The organism is Hyphomonadaceae bacterium BL14, from assembly GCA_027627705.1.
GTDB lineage: Bacteria > Pseudomonadota > Alphaproteobacteria > Caulobacterales > Maricaulaceae > Oceanicaulis.
Genome location: CP091242.1, coordinates 90,671 through 105,498, shown reverse-complemented (window position 1 = coordinate 105,498; position 14,828 = coordinate 90,671). Strand labels below are relative to the sequence as shown.

General features: G+C 66.9%; 11 protein-coding genes and 1 tRNA gene. 3 read left to right on the top strand and 9 right to left on the bottom strand.

Annotated elements, in window-relative coordinates; all coding sequences use genetic code 11:
* Nucleotides 1–16: 16 nt before the first annotated feature.
* Together tig and L2D00_00455 are read right to left on the bottom strand one after the other, a co-directional pair.
* The gene (gene tig / locus L2D00_00460) at nucleotides 17–1,492 is read right to left on the bottom strand and encodes a trigger factor (GenBank protein ID WBQ13174.1); all 1,476 of its coding nucleotides are present in this window, start codon (nucleotides 1,490–1,492) and stop codon (nucleotides 17–19) included.
* An 814-nt stretch (nucleotides 1,493–2,306) separates the two neighbouring features.
* Nucleotides 2,307–2,391 (bottom strand) — tRNA-Leu (locus L2D00_00455).
* Between the two features lie 303 nt (nucleotides 2,392–2,694).
* Here L2D00_00455 and L2D00_00450 point away from each other — a divergent pair.
* Nucleotides 2,695–3,339, top strand: a complete 645-nt coding sequence (locus tag L2D00_00450) for a response regulator transcription factor (protein WBQ13173.1) — start codon at nucleotides 2,695–2,697, stop codon at nucleotides 3,337–3,339.
* 7 nt (nucleotides 3,340–3,346) lie between these two features.
* Here L2D00_00450 and L2D00_00445 read toward each other — a convergent pair whose 3' ends face one another.
* Entirely contained in the window at nucleotides 3,347–5,251 is a 1,905-nt protein-coding gene (locus tag L2D00_00445; GenBank protein ID WBQ13172.1) for an ATP-binding protein, read from the bottom strand.
* A gap of 119 nt (nucleotides 5,252–5,370) precedes the next feature.
* On the opposite strand from L2D00_00445, the gene L2D00_00440 reads away from it, so the two are divergent.
* Entirely contained in the window at nucleotides 5,371–5,994 is a 624-nt protein-coding gene (locus L2D00_00440; protein ID WBQ13171.1) for a TPMT family class I SAM-dependent methyltransferase, read from the top strand.
* On the opposite strand, the gene L2D00_00435 is transcribed toward L2D00_00440, so the two are convergent.
* The 4 genes from L2D00_00435 to L2D00_00420 all read right to left on the bottom strand — a co-directional run bounded on the left by L2D00_00435 (nucleotide 5,918) and on the right by L2D00_00420 (nucleotide 9,479).
* Nucleotides 5,918–7,372: an MATE family efflux transporter gene (locus L2D00_00435; GenBank protein ID WBQ13170.1), complete on the bottom strand. Its 1,455-nt coding sequence runs from the start codon at nucleotides 7,370–7,372 to the stop codon at nucleotides 5,918–5,920. The two genes, L2D00_00440 and L2D00_00435, sit on opposite strands and share 77 nt — an antisense overlap.
* A 74-nt stretch (nucleotides 7,373–7,446) precedes the next feature.
* On the bottom strand, nucleotides 7,447–8,259 hold the full coding sequence (locus L2D00_00430; protein ID WBQ13169.1) for an alpha/beta hydrolase: 813 nt from the start codon (nucleotides 8,257–8,259) through the stop codon (nucleotides 7,447–7,449).
* Nucleotides 8,256–8,843 (bottom strand): TetR/AcrR family transcriptional regulator, encoded by a 588-nt coding sequence (locus tag L2D00_00425; protein ID WBQ13168.1) that lies wholly within the window; start codon nucleotides 8,841–8,843, stop codon nucleotides 8,256–8,258. The genes L2D00_00430 and L2D00_00425 overlap by 4 nt, the downstream gene beginning before the upstream one ends.
* A 51-nt stretch (nucleotides 8,844–8,894) precedes the next feature.
* Nucleotides 8,895–9,479 (bottom strand): YqgE/AlgH family protein, encoded by a 585-nt coding sequence (locus L2D00_00420; protein ID WBQ13167.1) that lies wholly within the window; start codon nucleotides 9,477–9,479, stop codon nucleotides 8,895–8,897.
* 138 nt (nucleotides 9,480–9,617) lie between these two features.
* On the opposite strand from L2D00_00420, the gene L2D00_00415 reads away from it, so the two are divergent.
* Entirely contained in the window at nucleotides 9,618–10,100 is a 483-nt protein-coding gene (locus L2D00_00415; GenBank protein ID WBQ13166.1) for a peroxiredoxin, read from the top strand.
* A 55-nt stretch (nucleotides 10,101–10,155) separates the two neighbouring features.
* On the opposite strand, the gene L2D00_00410 is transcribed toward L2D00_00415, so the two are convergent.
* Nucleotides 10,156–12,486 carry a penicillin acylase family protein gene (locus L2D00_00410; GenBank protein ID WBQ13165.1) on the bottom strand — a complete coding sequence of 777 codons (2,331 nt, stop codon included), beginning with the start codon at nucleotides 12,484–12,486 and terminating at the stop codon, nucleotides 10,156–10,158.
* Between the two features lie 135 nt (nucleotides 12,487–12,621).
* Entirely contained in the window at nucleotides 12,622–14,787 is a 2,166-nt protein-coding gene (katG, locus tag L2D00_00405; protein ID WBQ13164.1) for a catalase/peroxidase HPI, read from the bottom strand.
* Nucleotides 14,788–14,828 lie beyond the last annotated feature (41 nt).

The following is a 14,828-nucleotide window of genomic DNA, read 5'->3' as shown; positions in this document are numbered from 1 at the left end:
CCGGCGATGGCAGCCGCTAGTCCTTTTTGGCGGCGGCCTTCTTGGCCGGAGCCTTCTTCGCGGGGGCTTTCTTGGCACCGTCGTCAGCATCGGCCTTGGCAGCGGCTTTCTTGGGGGCTGCCTTCTTCTTGGCCGGCGCTTTCTTGGCCGGAGCCTCGTCCTCGTCAGAGAACAGAGCGTCGCGGGTGATCTCCACCTCGCTCACATCGGCAAGCTCGAGGATGTAATCGACCACTTTTTCCTCGTAGATCGGCGCGCGCAGGGACTGCAGGGCACCCGGGTTCTTCTGGTAGAACTCGACCACCTGGCGCTCTTGGCCGGGATAGCGGCCTGCTTCCTGGTTGACCGCACGCGCGATCTCTTCCTGGGTGACGTCCACACGGGCCTTGCGTCCGATCTCGGCCAGCACCAGCCCGAGGCGCACACGGCGCTCGGCGATCTTGCGGTAATCGGCTTTCAGCTCGTCCTCGGACTTTTCCTTGTCCTCGTCATCAAGCTCGCCCGATTTGATGGCCTGTTCGACTTCACGCCAGATGGATTCAAATTCCTGCTCCACCATGCGGCCGGGCAGGTCAATACCGTCATGTGCCGCGTCGAGCTGGTCGAGCAGAGCGCGCTTGACCTTCATGCGCGAGGCCTGAGCGTGCTCGGCTTCGAAGCGCTTGACCAGCAGGTCCTTGAGCGACTGCAGGCTCTCGAGACCCAGACGCTCGGCGAGCGAATCATCAATGGCGCTTTCAGCCGGCTCCTGGATTTCCTTGACCGTGGTATTGAACACCGCCGCCTTGCCCGCCAGATGGGCAGCCTGATAGGCCTCGGGGAAGGTCACCTTCACCTCGAGCGTGTCGCCGGCCTTGACGCCGACCAGCTGCTCTTCAAAGCCCGGGATGAATTGGCCAGAGCCGATCACCAGCTCGGCGTCCTCGGCCGTGCCGCCGTCAAATGCTTCGCCATCGATCATGCCGACGAAATCGATCACCAGCTTGTCGCCATCGGCGGCTTTGGCGGTCTTGGCCTTGGGCTCATAGGCCTGGGCCTGACGGGCCAGCTCGCCCAGCGCGTCGTCCACTTGGTCGTCACCCACCGGTGCCGTGGGACGGGTCACAGACAGGGTCTTGGGATCGACCGGCTCGAACTCCGGCATCACCTCAACGGCGATCTGGAACGCGAAATCGGAGCCCTTCTTGAGGACGTCGTCGGCGTCGGACCTAACCTCGATGCTGGGCTGGGAGGCCGGGCGCAGATTGCGCTCGTCCAGCGTCTTCTGTGTCGCTTCGGGCACGATTTCCTGAAGGATATCGCCCATGATCGACGCGCCGAACATCTTGCGGATATGACCCGCAGGCACCTTGCCGGGACGGAAGCCCTTCAGGCGCACCTCGGGGCGGATCTCCTCGATCTTGGCGGCGAGCTTCTTTTCGAGGTCGGCGGCCGGGACCACCACTTCGAACGTGCGCGACAGACCTTCAGAAGATTTCTCTTGGACGTTCATGAGGTAAAGGGCCTTCGTGATTTTGGGGGCCGTCAGCATTGCGCCAAGGCGTTCATTAAGACAGGCGCGGGCGATGCGCCGGTCCGGTCACGCCCGCTTTAGAAGCGAGCGCGCGTTATGTCACGGGGATTTTCCGTGCGCAACGGGGGTCAGTCAGGACCGCAGGGCCTGCGCGTGTCGCGAAAACACACATGTTGCGACGCGCTGCCTATCCCCGAACCCGTCAGGATTCGCAAGCGCGACCGCGCGCCCGCAGCGTCAGCGAGGACCGACCGAGCGGAGCGAGAGGAACCAGAAAACCGAACCCGTCAGGGTTCGCAAGCGCGACCGCGCGCCCGCAGCGTCAGCGAGGACCGACCGAGCGGAGCGAGAGGAACCAGAAAACCGAACCCGTCAGGGTTCGCAAGCGCGACCGCGCGCCCGCAGCGTCAGCGAGGACCGACCGAGCGGAGCGAGAGGAACCAGAAAACCGAACCCGTCAGGGTTCGCAAGCGCGACCGCGCGCCCGCAGCGTCAGCGAGGACCGACCGAGCGGAGCGAGAGGAACCAGAAAACCGAACCCGTCAGGGTTCGCAAGCGCGACCGCGCGCCCGCAGCGTCAGCGAGGACCGACCGAGCGGAGCGAGAGGAACCAGAAAACCGAACCCGTCAGGGTTCGCAAGCGCGACCGCGCGCCCGCAGCGTCAGCGAGGACCGACCGAGCGGAGCGAGAGGAACCAGAAAACCGAACCCGTCAGGGTTCGCAAGCGCGACCGCGCGCCCGCAGCGTCAGCGAGGACGCGAACGCCCGGACGGGCGTGAGCACTTGTAAAGATGGTGCGGGTGAGAGGACTCGAACCTCCACGGGTCGCCCCACTGGAACCTAAATCCAGCGCGTCTACCAGTTCCGCCACACCCGCATGGCAGCCGATGTACGGCGCGCGCTGCGGGCTGGCAAGACTGTCCCCCCTGAACAGGGGGCGCCGTGACGCCCGGATCACCTGCAGTATTCTTCGTGCAGGCCCAGGGGGGGACTGCACCTGAGGCGGGCTGCATGCGGCAAGGGGACGGCCTGCGTGCAGCCCGTGCCTGATGACGTGTGCAGTTTCGTTATGGATTGCCTCAGCCCGGCGCGCCTGACCCGCCCCCCTTGAACCGGGGGGTGCGCGCGAGCGGGCGAACGGCAATACTGGAACGGCCATGGTGTCCGCGGGAGGCCCCACATGACGCGTGTACTGATCGTTGAAGACATTGCCGACGTCCGGGCCTGGCTGTGCAATGTGGTGACAGACGCCTGCCCGGACGCACAGATCACGACGGCACCGGACGTGCGCCAGGGCCGCGAACTGGCGGGGCGCGAGGTGTTTGATCTGGCGCTGGTGGATCTGGGGCTGCCCGACGGATCCGGGGTGGATGTCTTGCGCGCCATCAAGACCCATGCGCCCCGGACGCTGTGCGTGGTGGCAACAATTCTGGGGGATGACGCCTCCATCGTGGGCGCGCTGGCCGCCGGCGCGGACGGGTATCTGCTCAAAGACCAGCCCGCCGAAGTGCTGACCCGCCAGGTCCGTCAGACGCTGGCGGGCGCGCCGGCGCTGTCACCCTCCATCGCCCGGCGCATCATGGACCATTTCCGCCTCACCGGGCCGGCGGCTCCCGATTGCGACCTGACCATGCGGGAGAAGGAAGTGCTGGCCCATATCGGCCGGGGCCTGCGCAATCACGAGACCGCGGCCGCGCTGGGCATCGCCGAGCAGACCGTGGCCGGCCATATCAAGGCGGTCTACCGCAAGCTGGGCATCTCCTCGCGCGCCGAGGCCGCCTGGCATGCCGCGCGCCTAGGCCTGTCGGCACCGAGCGAAGCCTGAGGCCGGCTCATCTGAACGCCGCAAACACCGCGTGCAGGATCGATCCGCCCGGGCCTGTGTCCATCGAGAAGCTTCCGCCCAACGCCTCAACCCGCGCTGCCATGTTGTCCAGCCCGCGCCCGGCGCGGGCCGCGTCCGGGTCGAACCCGCGCCCGTCATCGCGGATGGTCAGGGTCAGCGCATCGCCGTCCAGCGCCAGCGCGACGGTCAATGTTGAGGCCGCGGCATGGCGGATGGCATTGCTGACTGCCTCACGCACCAGCGCGCGCAATGTCTGCATGGCGGCGCGGTTCGGCGCGTCTTCACGCCCGGTGTCCATCTGCCAGTCCAGCTCCAGCCCCGCTGCCTCCAGCCGGTCGGCGGTTTCCGCGCGCAGATCCGCCATCAGCGTATCAAACGGTGCCGGCTCGCCTTCGGCATTGCGGATCACATCGCGCAGATCGCCGATGGTGGCGCGGATCAGCTCGTCCTTGCGATTGTCCTCGCGCACATGCAAAGCGGTCAGGAGCTGGGCGCCGATATGATCGTGGATGTCACGGGCGATGCGCGTGCGCTCCCAGGCGGCACCCCGGTCATAGGCGGTCCGGCTTTCGTCGAGATAGTCGGCCAGCGAGCCCAGCTCGCGCACCGTGTCCCAGTCTTCCGGTGTGAACAGGGCGCGGCCCTTGTCCTTGTCGTGCAGGACCAGCCCTGGCAGTCCCGCGCGCGCCGGCGCGGTCAGGCGCCGGCCATCGGCCTCGATCCCGCCCTCGCGCATGCCGGCCAACGCCGGCGTGATGTCGAGCGGTGAAAACAGATCGCGCAACAAGGCCTGCCAGCGCTGCGCGCGCTGATCAGCACCCGGCTGCAGGGCCACATCGGCCACAGCGCGCATCAGTGCGGCCTGATCCATGCGCCTGGGCTGCGAGAGGCGCGACCACAGCCAGGCGCGCGCGGGCAGATAGGCGACGGCGACCAGGAACAGCGACAGGCCAATGGCCCGCGCCGGGTCCAGCGACAGCATCACGATCAGCGCCGCATCCACCGCCAGCACGATGATCGCCGCCGCGACGGTGAACAGGACCTGATAGGCCCAGCGCCCCAGCCCGAACACGCGGTAGCGCAAAAGGCCCACGGCCAGCCCTGCATAGATGATCAGGAAGAAGGCAAAGGCGTACTGGGGATGGATCAGCGGCCTGGCGCCAAACGTTACAGGCGCAGCCACCGTGGCGATGAACCCGCCCGCGCCAATGATCACGCTGGCGCTCAGCCACACAGCAATGGCGCGCTGCACCGGATCGCCCCGCGCCGCCACGATCTGCGCCAGGCTGACCACGACAATGAGCAGCATTTCCAGAAACGTGATCCGCTGAACCGCGATGGACAGGTCCAGGGGACCGAAGGCGGCGACCATCGTCCAGCTGCCGAACACCGTCACGCTGGCCGCAATCAACCACGCCGCGCCGGGCAGGCGGGCCGGGTAGATGGCGAACAGGGCGATCATCACCAGACCGAAGGCGACAGCGCCGATAGCGTTTGACATTGCGAAGGACAGGGCGGCCGCGAAGGGCACCACGCTGGTTGAGAGATTGCCTGCCGCGCCCATGCAGAACAGAAAGGTCGCCGCGCCGCTAAGCGCAAACAGGCGCACCGCCGGGTCGGAGGGCTTCAACGACCAAATCCAGGCCGAAGAGAGGGCAGCCAGGGCACCGGTCATCACCGACACCCAGAAGCGGCCATCGAGCTCCAGCGGGGATCGGATCGGGTGCCAGCCCTGCGACCAGTCCGGCGCAGCATTGAGGCTGGCCAGCACCATCAGACCTGACAGGGCCAGCACAACACCGGCCGCGCTGGCGAACAGGATCGCGGGCGGCAGGCGGCGCACACCGGTTCGAACAGGGGCAGGTGCCGCGTCATGCGCCCACACCGTCATCGCGCCCTCCCCTGGCCTGCCTCCAACTGACAGCCAGTGTAGCCGCCATCGCCGAAATCAGGGAAGCCGCTAGATGACCCGCTATTTACACACGCTGTGGCGAGGGCCATGAACCGGGAATGACCAATACATCGAAATCTGAAGACCGGACGGGCGTGGACTGGGATGCGCGCTTTCGCGCCAATGACGCCCCTTGGGAGCGCGGCGGCGTTCACCCCGCTCTGGCGGACTGGGCTGAAGCCGGCGCGTTCACACCGGGCGACCGCATTCTGGTTCCCGGATGCGGTCGCGGGGCCGAGCCCGAAGCCTTCGCCCGGCTGGGTCTGGCCGTAACCGGCGTCGATTTGGCCCCCAGCGCCATCGGCTGGCAGCGTGACCGTTTCGCTCGGGAGGCACTCACCGGCACCTTCATGGCGGCTGACGCCCTGGCCTTCCGCCCGGACACGCCGTTCGACGCGGTGTGGGAGCAGACCTTTCTGTGCGCCATACATCCGCGCCTGAGGGCGGACTGGGAGGCCATGGTGCATGCCAGCCTCCGGCCGGGCGGGTCGCTGTTCGCCCTGTTCATGCAGAAGGACGAGCCCGGCGGGCCACCCTATGGCTGCGCCCTGGACGCCATGCGTGCGCTTTTGCCGGACACGCGCTGGATCTGGCCGGACAACGCGCTTACCGCGTATCCCCATCCGCATCTGAGCGATAAAGCGGAGCTGGCTGCGCGTCTGATACGGCGTCCGGCGCTTTAGGTGCCGGATCCGGCCGACGGGTGCGGGCATCCACAGCGGTCAGCGGACACAGGCGCAGCACAACAGCGGCGATCACCATACCGGCGATCATGTTGGCGGCGAACACGCCCCAGATGACGCCCGTGGCCCCGCCCAGCACCGCGCCCAGCCAGGCCAGCGGCGCCACCAGGGCCACGCCGCGGAACAGGTTGACCGCCACCCCCATCAGTGGACGGCCGAGGCCATTGAACCCCGCCGCCGCTGCCATTGCCACGCCATAGCCGGCCACGGCGAAGGGCGCGATCAGCCAGTAGGCACGCGCCATGTCCTGACCGTCCTCGCCGGGCAGGAAGGCAGGCGCGAGAATTGAACTGAGCGCCGCCAGAAGCAGCGCCACAAACAGGCCCCAGCCCAGGCTGAACAAGAAGGATTTGACGAACGCCTCGCGCACCCGGTCGATCCGCCCGGCACCGCCATTTTGTCCCGTGATTGGCCCGATGGAGCCCGACAGCGCAAACAGCGGAATGATCGCCAGCGCCTCGACCCGCATCCCGACGCCGAGGCCTGCCACAGCCGGTTCGCCAAAGCCTGCCACTGCGGCGAACACGGCGGTATTGGCCAGCGGACCGATCATGTTGGAGCCGGCCGCCGGAACACCCACCCGGGCGATCTCGCGCCAGTTCCAGACCAGCTCGCTCCAGCCCGGGAAAGAGAAGTCGATGAGCTTTTCGCGCCAGATGATGATCCCCATGGCCAGGATGAACACCACCAGGTTGGAGATCAGCGTAGCCCAAGCCGCGCCCTGCACCTCCATGCGCGGGATGGGTCCCCAGCCGAAGATCAGGATTGGGTCCAGGATCATGTTGATGATCGCCGCAAAGACCATGATCAGGCTGGGAATGATCGCATCGCCCAGCGCCCGCAGCAGATTACCCGCTACCATGGGGCCGACCATGAACACGATGCCGGCAAACCAGATGACCATGTACTCGCGCACGAACGGCATCATCGCTTCGGTGGCACCCAGCGCACGGAACACCGGATCAATCGTGGCGACGCCCAGCGCGGCGACGATGACGACAACGATCAGCGACAGGGTGACCGCGTCGGTCGCAACCCGGCGGGTCCGGCCGTGATCGCCGCGCCCGGCGGCACGCGCCACCACGGACACAGCCCCGGCACCCAGCCCGATGGCGATGCTCGTCACCAGCATGGAGACCGGGAAAACGAACTGCACTGCAGCCTGCTGCGCTGTGCCCAGCCGTCCCACCCAATAGGCGTCCACGACGCCGACCAGCATCATGGCCACGATCCCGAACGACATCGGGATGACCATGCGCAGAACATGGCCGAAGACCGGACCCTTGGTCAGGTCGCGGGCGGCGCGGGTAGCGGCCATGAACGGCCCTTTCGCAAGGCGGCTTGATAAGGGCCTATCTAGGGCCTCGGCGGGCGTCCCGCCACACCTGCTTTTTAATCGGGCGCGAGAAAGCCGCTGACGCGCGCCACTACATCGGGGTGGCGCAGCACCGCGCGATGACCCAGCCCGTCAAACATCGCAAGCTCAGCGCCCGGCCAGGCGGATGCAATGCGCTCGCCGGCCTCGGGCGGGGTGATGACATCGCCCCGCCCGTGAACAATCAGCGCCCGCGCGGTCAGGGCATGGGCCTCACGCAGCACGCTCAGCCCGTCTGCGGGCTCGCCCAGCCGGAAGCTCACCGCCTCCAGCAAGCGCCGGATCGCCGTTTCGCTCATACCCATATGGCCGCCCTGGAAGCGGACATTGGCGGGCAAGGCGTCCGGCCCGGCAATCCCCGCCACGCGCGCCGGTGCCAGGCCATGGCGGCGCATGCCGATCACGGTTGCGGGCAATCCCATGGAATGGGCGGCGACGGCGTCCGGCTGACCAAACGCCCGTGCGGCGGCGGCAATGCCGGCGGCGAAATCGAGCAGGGTTGCGGTCGATCCCTCGCTCTCGCCATGGGCCGGACCATCAATCAGGCATACACGCGCTCCGCGCGCCAGCACCGCCTCAGCCAGCGTGGCCAGATCCGCACTGTCGGCCTCCCAGCCATGCTGGAAGAACACCAGCGGCCCCTGACCGCCCGTCCAGGCACGCTGCCGGCCCAGCGGGCCGTCAAACTCAGCCCGCTCCAGCTGATGCAGAAAGTCGCGGCCCGTATCGGACTGACGGCGCACGCGCGGCGTGATGAAGCGCCGGCCCGCCTCGGCGCGAAAGCGCTGCGGGGTCAGGCGCGCAGCCAGATTCACCGCAATCATTCTCATACGGCGCAGTCCTCGAACAGGGCGGCATATTCCGCCTGAGCACAGGCGCGCACACGCGCCGGGTCCTCGCTCAGGGCGTGCAGTCCGGCCGCAAGGCCGAGCGCTTCAAAGCGGAAGGCGAAGCGCTGGGGATCGGTGCCAGCACGCAGCTGGCCGGCCTGTACCGCTCGGCGCGCTAGCCTTGCAACAAAAGGATGGAAGCGGGCCCGCACGTCCCTGGCATGATCGCCCGCCTCATCGGCCAGACCCGGCGCACTTATCGCTGCCTGCATCAGCGGACAGGGCCGGCCCTGCCCGTTCGTCGTGACCCAGTCCAGCCAGAGCGCTGCCAGCAAATGCAACCGCTCCAGCGGGTCCGCCTCAGCCAGCACGGGGCGCGTTACCCTGTCTTCAAACCGTGCCGCCGCCGCATCGATAACCGCGATCTGCAGCGCGCCCTGCCCGCCGAAATGCGCAAACAGACCGCTCTTGGACAGGCCGGTGCGCGTCGCAAGCCGCCCGATGGACAGCCCTTCAAACCCCTCCGCCGGCAAGGCGGCCAGGGCGGCATCCAGGATTCGGGTGCGGGTGTCAGCAGCGCTCATGTCGCAGTTCATGCGAACGTTCGTTCGTCCCGTCAACTGCCTGCGTCTGCGTTATGCGTGACCCGAGGCACCAGTCAGGTATTCCGGCGTCACACCCAGCGTGCTCAGGGCCCGAGCCCATTTCTCTTCGTCATCAGCCTCGAACACCAGCGCCTCGTCGGCATCGCAGACCAGCCAGGCGTTCGCCGCGATCTCGTCCTCCAGCTGGCCCGCCTCCCAGCCGGCATAACCCAGCACCATGAGCGCGCGGCGCGGCGCGGCACCCGAGGCCAGGGCGTCCAGAATCTCACGGGTCGCTGTCAGGCCCAGCCCTGCGCCCACCGGCAAGGTCGCCGGGCCGCAGGTCACATCCAGCGTATGCAGGACAAAGCCCCGGTCACGATCCACCGGGCCGCCATCATGGACGGGACAGTCCTGCGCCGTCTCCGCCCCGGCCACGTCCAGCTGGTCCAGAAGATCGCGCAGGCGCAGCCCGGTCATTGGCCGATTGATGATCAGCCCCATCGCGCTGTCCTCGCCATGGGCGCACATGAACACCACGGCGCGGTCAAAGCGCGGGTCGCCGATCAGCGGGCTGGCGATCAGCAGGCGTCCGCCGAGATAACCGGCGGCGGTATGGGGCAGCGGGCGGCTCATGGCTCAAGTCTCTCGCGCCGGACGGGGGTCTGTCCAGTCAGGTCCGCCAGCTTCGCCTTGCGCGGCACCCAGCTGCGGCTTATCTCGCATGAGTAGGCGGCGCGTGTGTGCGCCGGACGCAAACCCCTCGGAGGCCCCATGACCATCAAGACCGGCGACGCCCTGCCTGACGTGACCTTCATGACAATGACCGCGGACGGCCCGGCACCGATGTCCACGGCGGACGCCTTCAAGGGCAAGCGCGTGGCGCTGTTCGCCGTGCCCGGTGCCTTCACCCCTACCTGTTCGGCCAAACATCTGCCGGGCTTCATCGCCAAGGCAGGCGAGCTGAAAGCCAAAGGCATCGACCGGATCGCCTGCACCTCGGTCAATGACGTGTTCGTCATGGGGGCCTGGGGCAAGGATCAGGGCGCGGGCGAGGATGTACTTATGCTCGCCGACGGCAACGGCCAGTTCGCCTCGGCCATCGGTCTGGAGCTGGACGGGTCAAAGTTCGGTATGGGTCCGCGCTCCCAGCGCTACGCCATGGTCGTCAATGACGGTGTGGTCGAGCATCTTTTTGTCGAAGCCGGCGGCGGCTTCGAAGTCTCCAGCGCCGACCATATGCTGAGCCAGCTCTAGTCCCGGCCAAAGCCCCGGCCCCGCGCGCTGACCGCGCGGGGCCGGCCGGCTTTTACTATTCGCGCAAGCTGCGCGCCGACACGGCATTGGCCCGCGCCGCTGCTTCATCGAAATACAGCTCGTCCCAGCCCTTGTCCGAATACAGACGCGTCTGGTCGCCATAGTGAGGCGAACTGGGGTCGGTGGACTGGGAGTAGCTCAGAAGGCCGCGCGAGCGCGGGCCCTCATCGGTGAACTCCACCGCCATGATCCAGCTTGACCCGTGAACGATGCGCTGTGACCCAACCAGCGGGCGCGGCGTAGCAGGAATGATCATGTTGAACACACCCATGCCGCGCGTGGCACCATGGATTTCGATGCGCTCCTCACCACGCATTTCCGCCTGGACGTCGCCCAGACGAGCCTCCGGCGCAATCCCCAGTGCCTCAAGCTGACCGGCCGCCGTGCGCAGGGCCTCCAGCACGGCCGGGTCGGACACATCCAGCGTATGCGGTGTGCGCGCAGGATCGGCCGGGTCGAAGCCCTGGCGCCATTTCAGCCCGCCTGCCTCGACGAACAGGTTGAACAGCAGCACGCCCCGGCTGTCGCGGTCCACGCGCAAATCCCAGCCCTCCAACGCGGCACAGACCGGCGCCAGATCAGCCCCGCCCTCCGAGCGGCACAACCGGGCCAGGTCATCGCGCGCCAGCTCGCCGCCATGGTGGCGGTTGGAGAACATCGCCCCGGTGATCGTTTCGAGATCAAAGCCCGGCTCGCCTAGCCCGTCGGTGCCGGCCAGGCGCTGCTCGATCATGTCGATCGCGAGCCGCGTGCGCAGGCTGCGCGCGCCGGTCTCGTCGCCATAGATCGGGCTGTAGCCGGTCATGGGTGCAGCCGGCTGGCTGAGCCAATGGCTGTCATTGCTCTGGGCCACCCAGTCATCACGAAAAATGGCCGGCGCGCTGGACGGGCCGAACACACCGGGACGAGTCGCGTCCGGGTCACTGCCCCAGCGGCATTCGGGCCGCGATGCATCCAGCATGGGGATGCGCAAGGACGCCCAGGCTCCGCGCGCTGTTGGCGAGGGCGCGCACGCGGCGATCAGCTCAGATGTCACGTGCGGGACCATGCCCATATCGCCGTGAAACGCCTCGCCCGAGGCGTCGGCGGCGATTGTATTGAACGCCGTCGCCTGATAGCGGCCCAGCGCATCGTGCAGTTCACGCACATCACGCGCCGCCCAGACCGCTAGATACTGGTCAATGGTGCGCAACCCCTCGCTGGGTGCCGCGCGGGCATAGGCGCGCTCGCGCGTCCAGGGCAGATCACCGGTGACCACCAGCGGCCCGAACTCGGTGGAATAGAGCGTGCGGGTGACCGGCGTCAGCGCGCCGTCTTGGCCCAGCACGTCCAGCGTCACATCCTCGCGCGTCATGTCGCGATATTCGCCGTCGACGAGGTAGCGGGTGGGGTCTTGCGGATCCAGGGTCAGCTCGAAATAGCCGAACCGGCGTGCGGTTGAGACCGTGTGGGTCCAGGCTAGGTATTCGGTATGGCCGATGCCGGGAAACGGCGTGGTGATGAGGCCCGCGCCCACCACGTTCAGCTCGCCCGGAATGATCAGGTGGGAGCGGTAAAAGCGCAACGCCCCGTTCCAGGGATAATGCGGGTTGCCCAGCAGCGCGCCGCGCCCGCCGCGCGTCGCCTCACGCCCCAGGCCGTAGGCGTTGCTGCCCATCACCGGCTCATCGAAATCCGGGTCCAGGCGCGCCTCGGTCACCGGCACCGGGTCGGCAGGCGGGGCGGCGTTAGCGATCGAGGAGACCGGATTGCCGAACGGGGCGATCAGCGCGCTCAGCCAGACATCGATGTCCGACACCGGACGCACCCAGGCCGCGCCGCGGCAGCGCGGATCGGTCAGGTCATCTACACCGGTCTCCCTCAGATAACGATTAATGCCTGCCGCAAAGCCCGCTACGAAGGCCCGCGCCTCGTCGCTGGGCGTATCGGGATGACCGCCCGGACCGTTCAGATAGGCTTCCACCACCGCCGCGCTGGCCGCGCCGCGATGGAACAGGTCCGACGCGATGTTGGCGTTCTGCGATCCTGCACCCAGGAAGGCCGCGCGCTCGCCGCGCACCGTCACCACCCGATCGGCGATCTCGCAGATATTGTCCTGCGCAGCGGCATAGCCGAGGCCATAGCCCAGCCCGCCATGATCGGCGGCGATGATATGGGGCACGCCATAGGCGCTGCGCAGAATTTCGGCCTCGAACGCCGGCGAGGTCTCGCTGCTGGCCTCTTGAGCCGCATCGCGCGCGCCCATCCAGTTGGCGGCTGCCGGCAGGCTTTCACATCCGCCCGCCCAGACCAGAGCGGCACCCGCCGCCAGAAGTTTCCAGTTCATTGTATGTCACTCCCCGACTGTCATGTTTTGGCGCGCAGCATACACCCCGTCCCGGCCCCCGCCAGCGCCAAGCTCAAAAAGAAACGGCGCCCCGGTGAAACCGGAGCGCCGCCATAGCAGATTGGCCAAAACGGATCAGGCGAGATCGAAGCGGTCAGCGTTCATGACCTTGGTCCAGGCCGATACGAAGTCCTTTACGAATGTCGCTTTGGCGTCATCCTGGGCGTAGACTTCCGCATAGGCGCGCAGGATCGAGTTCGAGCCGAACACCAGATCAACGCGGGTGGCCGTAAACCGGGTCTTGCCGGACTGCCGCTCCACGATGTCATAGAGATTGGCACCCTTGGGAACCCAGCTGTAGGACATGTCGGTCAGGGTCACGAAGAAGTCAGTCGTCAGAGCGCCTTCCCGGTCCGTGAACACGCCATGCTTCGTGCCGCCGTGATTGGTGCCGATGACGCGCATGCCACCCAGAAGACAGGTCATCTCCGGCGCGGTCAGGCCAAGCAGCTGGGCCCGGTCGAGCAGCATTTCCTCCGGCTGGACCGCATAGTCCTTCTTCAGCCAGTTGCGGAAGCCATCGGCCACCGGTTCCAGCACGCTGAAGGAGTCCGCATCGGTCTGCTCGGCGCTGGCGTCACCGCGGCCGGGACTGAACGGCACATCGATTGTGACGCCTGCGGCTTTCGCGGCCTGCTCCACACCGACATTGCCGGCCAGCACGATCACGTCCGCCAGGCTCACGCCGGAGTCCTTGGCGATCGGCTCAAGCACAGACAGCACCCTGGCAAGACGGGCCGGTTCATTGCCGTCCCAGTCCTTCTGCGGCGCCAGACGGATGCGGGCACCGTTGGCACCGCCGCGCAGGTCGGAGCCACGGAAAGTCCGCGCACTGTCCCAGGCGGTGGCGACCATGTCGGAGACCGAAAGCCCGCTCGCGGCGATCTTCGCCTTGACGGCGTTGACGTCGTAGGACGCCGAACCCGCCGGAACAGGATCCTGCCAGATCAGGTCTTCCTGCGGCGCTTCCGGGCCGATATAGCGCTCCCTCGGCCCCAGATCGCGGTGGGTCAGCTTGAACCACGCGCGGGCAAACGTATCGGAGAAGTAGTCCGGATCGGCCATGAACTTCTCGCAGATGGCCCGATAGGCGGGGTCCAGCTTCATCGCCATATCGGCATCGGTCATGATCGGCATGCGGCGCACCAACGGATCGGTGGCGTCGACCGGCATGTCCTCTTCCTTGATGTTGATGGGCTGCCACTGCGAGGCACCGGCCGGGCTTCTCTTCACTTCCCACTCATAGCCGAACAGAAGCTTGAAATAGCCCATGTCCCACTTGGTTGGTTCGGTCGTCCAGGCCCCTTCAAGACCGGACGTAATGGCGTTGGCCGCCTTGCCGCCGAGATTCGGGTTCATCCAGCCGAAGCCCTGGGTCTCAAGGCCGGCACCTTCCGGCTCCGCGCCCAGCGTGGCTGCATCGCCATTGCCGTGGGCCTTGCCGACGGTGTGACCGCCACAGGTCAATGCTGCGGTCTCCTCGTCATTCATCGCCATGCGCGCGAAGGTCTCGCGGACCTGGGCGGCTGTTTTCAGCGGATCAGGCTTGCCGTTCACGCCTTCCGGATTGACGTAGATGAGGCCCATCTGGACCGCCGCCAGCGGGTTTTCCATGGTGGAAGGGTCATCAACATTCTCATACCGGCTTTCGCTCGGCGGCAGCCAATCCTTCTCGGCGCCCCAATAGATGTCCTTTTCCGGGTGCCAGATGTCTTCGCGGCCGAACGAGAAGCCATAGGTTTTCAGGCCCATGGATTCATAGGCGACATTGCCCGCCAGAAGGATGAGGTCGGCCCAGCTCAGCTTGTTGCCGTACTTCCTCTTCACTGGCCAGAGCAGGCGGCGCGCTTTGTCCAGATTGCCGTTATCCGGCCAGGAGTTCAGCGGAGCAAAGCGGATATTGCCCGTGCCGCCGCCGCCGCGGCCATCGGCAAGACGATAGGTGCCCGCTGCGTGCCAGGCGAGGCGGATCATCAGACCGCCATAGTGGCCCCAGTCGGCCGGCCACCATTCCTGGCTGTCCGTCATCAGGGCGTGCACGTCCTGCTTCACCGCGTCAAAGTCCAGCGACCGGACTTCCTTGCGGTAGTCGAAATCCTTGCCCAGCGGATTGGACTTGGTGTCGTGCTGATGCAGGATGTCCAGATTAAGCGTTTTCGGCCACCAGTGCGTGACCGGCGAACCCGCCGAAGTCAGGCCGCCGTGCATGACGGGGCATTTGCCTGCGCTGTTACCGTCCATTGTCCTCTCCCGAGTCGTTGATTGCGTGACAAGCGGTCTTC